General features: G+C 65.2%; 7 protein-coding genes. 4 read left to right on the top strand and 3 right to left on the bottom strand.

From position 1 onward, the window contains the following. Positions 1-143: 143 nt before the first annotated feature. Positions 144-443: an ArsR/SmtB family transcription factor gene (locus AC1VWL_RS10320; protein ID WP_482986611.1), complete on the bottom strand. Its 300-nt coding sequence runs from the start codon at positions 441-443 to the stop codon at positions 144-146. Positions 444-554: 111 nt separating this feature from the next. Between AC1VWL_RS10320 and AC1VWL_RS10315 the strand changes: the two genes are divergently transcribed. From AC1VWL_RS10315 to AC1VWL_RS10305, 3 genes are read left to right on the top strand one after another with little or no spacing between them, the layout of a single operon-like run. Further along, a complete protein-coding gene (locus AC1VWL_RS10315; protein WP_482986610.1) occupies positions 555-1,445 on the top strand; it encodes an MBL fold metallo-hydrolase in 891 nt (296 codons plus the stop codon). Further along, positions 1,442-1,855, top strand: a complete 414-nt coding sequence (locus tag AC1VWL_RS10310; protein ID WP_481615276.1) for a YeeE/YedE family protein — start codon at positions 1,442-1,444, stop codon at positions 1,853-1,855. The genes AC1VWL_RS10315 and AC1VWL_RS10310 overlap by 4 nt, the downstream gene beginning before the upstream one ends. After that, on the top strand, positions 1,852-2,325 hold the full coding sequence (locus AC1VWL_RS10305; RefSeq protein WP_482986609.1) for a DUF6691 family protein: 474 nt from the start codon (positions 1,852-1,854) through the stop codon (positions 2,323-2,325). The genes AC1VWL_RS10310 and AC1VWL_RS10305 overlap by 4 nt, the downstream gene beginning before the upstream one ends. A 94-nt stretch (positions 2,326-2,419) precedes the next feature. Here the strand turns inward: AC1VWL_RS10305 and AC1VWL_RS10300 are convergent, their stop codons facing one another. Both AC1VWL_RS10300 and AC1VWL_RS10295 read right to left on the bottom strand, forming a co-directional pair. Next, complete coding sequence (locus AC1VWL_RS10300; RefSeq protein ID WP_296250722.1) at positions 2,420-3,082, bottom strand: response regulator transcription factor; 663 nt, start codon at positions 3,080-3,082, stop codon at positions 2,420-2,422. Positions 3,083-3,193: 111 nt separating this feature from the next. Beyond that, positions 3,194-3,991 (bottom strand): 3-hydroxybutyrate dehydrogenase, encoded by a 798-nt coding sequence (locus AC1VWL_RS10295; RefSeq protein WP_482986608.1) that lies wholly within the window; start codon positions 3,989-3,991, stop codon positions 3,194-3,196. 116 nt (positions 3,992-4,107) lie between these two features. Between AC1VWL_RS10295 and AC1VWL_RS10290 the strand changes: the two genes are divergently transcribed. Continuing rightward, positions 4,108-5,940: a 3-hydroxybutyrate oligomer hydrolase family protein gene (locus AC1VWL_RS10290; protein WP_482986607.1), complete on the top strand. Its 1,833-nt coding sequence runs from the start codon at positions 4,108-4,110 to the stop codon at positions 5,938-5,940. Positions 5,941-6,000 lie beyond the last annotated feature (60 nt).

Below are 6,000 nucleotides of genomic sequence, written 5' to 3'. Positions count from 1 at the left end.
CGGGGGCGGGGGGGCCGTTAATGGGCACCGTTTTTGGGGGGGGTGTTTGGCCCCGGGCCCCGCGCCGCCCCCCGGGGGTTTCCGCCTGGGCCCCCGGGGGGGGCGGCGCTTACCCGGGCTACGGCGTTCGGCGAATTGGGTGGTCAGGAACTCCGGATCTCGGTATTTCCGCAATACGCCGCATGCAATGCCTGCATCACGCCCAGCGCCGGGCTGTCAGCCAGCGTGTAGTAAATGGTCTGGGCTTCACGGCGGGTACTGACCAGTGCCGCTTCACGCATCACCGCCAGGTGCTGTGACAGTGCGGACATCGACAGGCCAACCTGCGCCTGCAATTCGCCCACCGAGGCTTCACCTTCCACCAGGCGGCACAGCACGCGCAGGCGGGCCGGATGGGCCAGCGACTTCAGCAGCTGCGCTGCCTGCTCTGCGTGCAGCTGCATCTGCTCCATATCCATGTCTGAAGCGCGCATCATGAGCGTTGAGGTTCGGGCTTGTACTTTGGAAGGTACTAGCCTAATTTAGAAAAAGCTAAATTAAAAGCGAGGCACCCCATGAGCCAGCCGCAGCCTTCATCAACCCTGGTCGAACCGTTCTACGACAAGGACACTGGTACCTTCAGTTACGTGGCCTATGACCAGGTCGGCGGCATGGCCGTCATCATCGATCCGGTGCTGGATTACGAGCCCGCCGGTGCACGCATCAGCACCGCTTCGGCCGATGCGCTGCTGGAGTTCGTGCGCGGCAAGCTGCTGACGGTGGCGTGGATACTGGAAACCCATGCGCATGCCGATCATCTCAGTGCTGCCGGCTATCTTGCTGATCAGCTGCAGGCGCCGGTGGCCATCGGTCGCGGCATCGTGCAGGTGCAGCAGCACTTCAAGACGGTGTTTGGCCTGGGCGATGAGTTCATCGCCGACGGCAGCCAGTTCGACCGGCTGTTCGACGACGGCGATACCTTCAACGTTGGAGCCTTGGGCGCGCGGGTGATCGCTACGCCGGGGCATACCGATGACAGCCTGACCTATGTGATCGGTGATGCCGCGTTCGTCGGCGACACGGTGTTTGCAAGCGACACCGGTACCGCGCGCTGTGACTTTCCCGGCGGCGACGCGCATCGCCTGTATGCATCGATCCAGCGCATCCTGTCGTTGCCTGCCGATACCCGCATCTGCCTGTGCCACGACTATCCGGGCAACCGGCGCGAGGCACAGGCGCAGACCTCGATCGATGAGCAACGCCAGAACAACGTGCATCTGAAGGGCGGCACCGACGAGGCAGCGTTCGTGCAGATGCGCCAGCAGCGTGATGCGACCCTGCCGGTGCCGAAGCTGATCCTGCCCGCGCTGCAGGTGAACATCCGTGGTGGTCGCCTGCCGGAAGCGGATGCCCATGGTGTGCGCTATCTGCGCTTGCCGTTGGATCAGATCGGAAAGCCGCAATGAACAGCTGGATGATGGCGCTGGCCGGTGGCGTGCTGATTGGTATCGCTGCCACCTTGCTGCTGTGGCTGACCGGGCGTATCGCCGGCATCAGCGGCATTCTTGGTGGTGTGTTGATGCCGCGCAGCGGCGAGCTGGCTTGGCGCGTGGCTTTCCTGGTTGGCCTGATCGGCGCCGGCGCCGCGTATCTGTGGCTGGTACCGGGTGCGTATTCGCCGCGACAGGGATTCTCGCCGTTGTTGTTGGTAGTGGCCGGCGTGTTGGTGGGTTTCGGTACGCGCATGGGCAACGGCTGTACCAGCGGCCACGGTGTCTGCGGTCTGGGACGCTTGTCGATGCGTTCGTTTGCCGCGGTGTTGACCTTCATGGCAACTGCGATAGCAACTACCTACGTCGTGAGGCACCTGGCATGAGTACGTCACGCATCAGCTTGGCTGCCTTGGTTTCCGGAGCGCTGTTCGGGCTGGGGCTGGCAATGTCGGGCATGACCGATCCGCAGCGCATCCTGGGTTTTCTGGATGTGTTTGGTGACTTCAATCCGGCGCTGCTGTTTGTGCTGGGCGGCGCGGTTGGGACGACGATGCTGTTGTTCCGTTTTGTGCTGCGACGTCCGGCGCCGGTGTTTGCCGAACGTTTCCAGATATCGGATCTGCGCAGCATTGATCGGCCGTTGCTGATCGGTGCGGGTTTGTTTGGTATTGGCTGGGGATTGGCTGGCTATTGCCCGGGCCCGGCGCTGGTTGGCCTGGGTGTGTTGTCACCGGAGGCGTTATGGTTTGTGCCGGCGATGGTGGTGGGCATGTTGCTGCACAAGCTGACCAACAGAAGCAATGTGGGAGCGGTGTCAGCCGCGAAGCTGACATCGGTTCCGACGTCGGAATAATTGCAATCAGGAATGCGTGGGGTTGATCCGGCCGCGGGCGGCCAGTTCGATAGCTTCGCGGCTACGCCGCTCCCACAAGAATCAGAAGCCTTGACTACAGCGCCTGCCGCGCCGGGTCGCTCAATTCCAGCTCACGCAACACCACGCTGGCCTGGGTGCGATTGCGCACCCCCAGCCGCTCGAAGATGGCGGAGAGATGGGCCTTGACCGTGCGCTCCTGCACATCAAGGCGGTCGGCGATCTGCTTGTTGAGCAGGCCTTCGGCGACCAGCGCCAATACGCGGAACTGCTGCGGTGACAGGCTTGCCAGCCGCGCTGCCAGTTCGCTGTCATGCGTGGACGATTGCGCGCGCGAAACCGAGGCGCGCAGCGCGGCCGGCAACCATTGCTCGCAGGCCATCACGCAGCGGATCGCTTCGCGCAGCTCGTTCAAGCCAGAACTCTTGGGCAGGTAGCCCGCAGCGCCATGATCAAGCGCACGCCGTACGACGCGCGGATCGTCGTTTGCCGAGACCACGATCACCGCCACGCCAGGATGCTGGGCACGGATCGCCGCCAGACCTGCCAGACCATGATTGCCCGGCATATGCAGGTCGAGCAGGATCAGGTCGGTATCCGGCGCGGCATCCAGTGCGGCCAACACGCCTTCCAGTGACTCGGCTTCACGCACCGATAGATCGCTGACCGCCTCGCTGGCAGCCTGCCGCAGGGCGGCACGGAACAGGGGATGGTCATCGGCAATCAACAGGCTGGGCATGGCAGTGCTAACTGGCTGGAAGGAAGCGGGTGCCGGCTGCTCGGCAGCGTGCACCCGGGGCAGTATGCCGTGGATTTCAGCCATTGCCCGCTTCCTCCTGCATTTCCAGACTTACTGTGCGGTCCAGCCGCCGTCCATCGGCATCGCCGCGCCGGTCAGGTTGTGCGCCTCACGGCGGCACAGCCACACCACCATCGCGCCGATGTCTTCCGGCAGCGACATACGCAGGCTGGGCTGCTTTTCTTCCAGCAGGGCGCGCACGCCGTCGTCGCGGCTGCCGCCATTGCGGTGGGCCTGGATCTGCGGCTCGATCAACGGGGTTTCCACCCAGCCCGGGCACACGCAGTTGACGGTGACGCCACCGCTGTCACGGCTGCCGGCAGCGGCATATTCCAACGCTGCGACCTTGCTCAGGCCGACGATGCCGAACTTGCTGGCCACATAAGGAGCCTTGTTTTTGGAGGCGACCAGGCCGTGCACCGAGGCGATGTTGACCACCCGGCCATAGCCGCGCTCGGCCATGCCAGGCAGCGCCTGCTGCATGGTGTGGAAGGCGGCGCTGAGGTTGATAGCGATGATGTCGTCCCACTTCTGTGGCGGCTGTTCGGCCAGCGGTGCGGCGTGCTGGATGCCGGCGCAGTTCACCAGGATGTCGATGTTGCCCCAGGCCTGCACGGCTTCGAGCATGTGCGCGATCTGGTCGGGCTTGCGCAGGTCGGCATCGAAGTGCTGCGACTCGCTGCCTGCATCGGTGACGCTCTGCAGCGCCGCCTCGATCTGCTCGGCGCTGCCGAGGCCATTGATGGCCACGCGCGCGCCGGCGCTGGCCAGGGCCTGGGCGATGGCCAGGCCGATGCCGGAGGTACTGCCGGTCACCAGTGCGGTGCGGCCTTGCAGGAAGCGGTCCATGGGGAACTCCGATTGTTGCTTTGGGGGATAGTAGGAAACCTAGCAGCCGTGGCGCTAAAAGCGTGTGGTACTTAAGTACGATGAGCCGGGTACTGCGGCTCTGCTAGGGTGCGTCCATGAGCCAATCCTTACTGCGCGCCGCCTGCGGCCTATTCGTCGGACTGAGCCTGGCCTCCTGTGCCAGCGGCCCAGCATCCAAGTCCGTGGAGCCTTCCATGTTCAGCAACGAACTCCGCAGCGAACACCGCGGCAGTGACGACTTGCTTACCGCCGGGCTCGGCCTGGCCGGCCTGCGCAGCATGGCGCCGCCGGCATTCACCGACGCCAGTGCGCCGACCGTCGATGACCTGCGCCGCCGGGCGATGTGGGGCAGTTGGCGCGGTATTGCCGACCTCGCTCCCGGCGGTGGCTACGGCGAATTGTTCGGCAGCCTGCAGAGCGTGCCCGGCCGGGAGTATTCGGCATTCGCGCGCCTGCCCGGTGCCAAGCAGCCGCACCGCGTGCTGGCGCAGATTCCGGACAACTTCGATACCGGCAAGCGCTGCGTGCTGGTCGCACCGGCGTCGGGCTCGCGCGGTATCTATGGCGCCGTGTCGGTCGCCGCTGCCTGGGGCCTGCCCAAGGGCTGTGCCGTGGTCTATACCGACAAGGGCGCGGGCAGCGATTATTACGATCTGAACGCGCAGGTGGGCGTGCGTGCCAATGGCACGGTCGGTGCCTTGGGTGAAGTGAGTGACCTTGCCTTCGTGCCGGACGCGCCGATCAACGCCTCGGGCGTGGCGTTCAAGCATGCGCACTCCAAGGACAACCCGGAGGCCGATTGGGGCCGCCACGTAAAGCAGGCCGCCGAGTTCGCATTGCTGGCGTTGGCAGAAGCCTATCCGCAGGCTGCGCCTTTCACGTTTGAGAACACCCGCATCATCGCCGTCGGCATTTCCAACGGTGGCGGCGCGGTGCTGCGTGCGGCCGAGCTGGAGGGCGACTGGCTGGATGCCGTGGTGGCCGGTGAACCCAGCATCTATTCCAGCGGCCCGGGCGCACGTGCGCTGTACGACTACAGCACCGAAGCGGCGCTGCTGATGCCGTGCGCGCAGCTGCACATGAGCAACCTGCCGCAGCCGCCGCTGACGGCTGCGTTGCAGGCCGGCGCGGCTGTGCGCTGCGCGACGCTGGCGGCGGAAGGTTTCATCAGCGGCGCGACCCCGGCTGCGCAGGCCAAATCGGCTTACGACCTGATGCTGAGCAAGGGCTGGACCGACGCATCGCTGCGTGCGGGTGCCTTGTCCACCGGCTTCGATCTGTGGCGTGCGATCGCCGCGACCTATGCCTCGGCTTACGGCCGTTATGGCGTGGGCGAGCACCCCTGCGGTTTCAACTTTGCGGCACAGAACCCGGACTTCTCGCCGCGCGCCGCGACCGCCGTCGAACGTGCGGCGTGGATCTCTGATGGCAGCGGTATTCCGCCGGGCGCAGGTGTTGGCCTGCTCGACAGCAAGGTCGCCTTGCCGGACCTGACCTACGTCGGCCTGAAGTGCCTGCGCGGTCTGTGGGACGGCCAGGGCGAAGACGCCAAGCGTGTGCAGGCGGGTATCCAGGCTACCCATGCTGATTTGCCGCGCAAGGGCCTGCCGGTGATGGTGGTGCATGGCGCTGACGATGGTCTGATTCCGCCGGCTTTCAGCAGTGCGCCGTATGCGGCTGCAGCGAAGGCTGCCGGGCGCGAGGTGAGCTATTGGAAGGTGCAGAACGTACAGCATTTCGATGGTTTCCTCGGCCTGCCGGATTACGGTTCGCGTTACCTGCCGTTGTTGCCGTACGTGTACGAAGCGCTGGATCGGGTGCAGGCGCGTCTGGACAAGGGCACGGCATTGCCGGCCGATGCCGTGATCGCGACCACCCCACGTGCGGGCAAGCCGCTGACGGCAGAGAACCTGGCGATGCCGAAGTAAGTGCTTCTACTCCCTCCCTTTTGCGCAGCAAAGGGGAGGTTGGGGAGGGGTTGCTTTGAG

The sequence above is a fragment of the Stenotrophomonas sp. STEN063 genome (genome assembly GCF_056854515.1).
The sequence above is the reverse complement of the archived record's forward strand: the minus strand, read 5'-3'. Positions and strand labels throughout refer to the sequence as shown.